Here is a 267-nt window from a genome sequence, read left to right as displayed (position 1 = left end):
AATTTGGTTCCTCAGCTTTCATTTGGGAAATTTCTTCACTTAAGTTTGAACTAAAAGAATCATTAATTCCACCATCTTCAAAACTACTAACCTTAGGTACAGTATATTTTTTATCTAATCCAGATTTTTGAAGAATCATATCTAACAGTTCATCTTCGCTAATAGTTGGAATACCATAATTTTTGGCTTTTTGAAGTTTTGCTGGACCTGGATCTTCACCAACAACTATATAATTAACTTTTTTTGAAACTGCATTAACAGTTCTAC

Annotated in this window: 1 protein-coding gene; it reads right to left on the bottom strand. The window is 30.3% G+C overall.

The annotated features are described in order from the left end of the window. Positions 1-267 (bottom strand): BRCT domain-containing protein (locus tag SM753_RS20695; protein WP_323192940.1); only part of this gene is annotated, 267 nt, incomplete at both ends.

It is taken from the genome of Halostella sp. PRR32, assembly GCF_034808085.1.
Classification (GTDB): Archaea; Halobacteriota; Halobacteria; order Halobacteriales; family Natronoarchaeaceae; genus Halostella; species Halostella pelagica.
The sequence above is the reverse complement of the archived record's forward strand: the minus strand, read 5'-3'. Positions and strand labels throughout refer to the sequence as shown.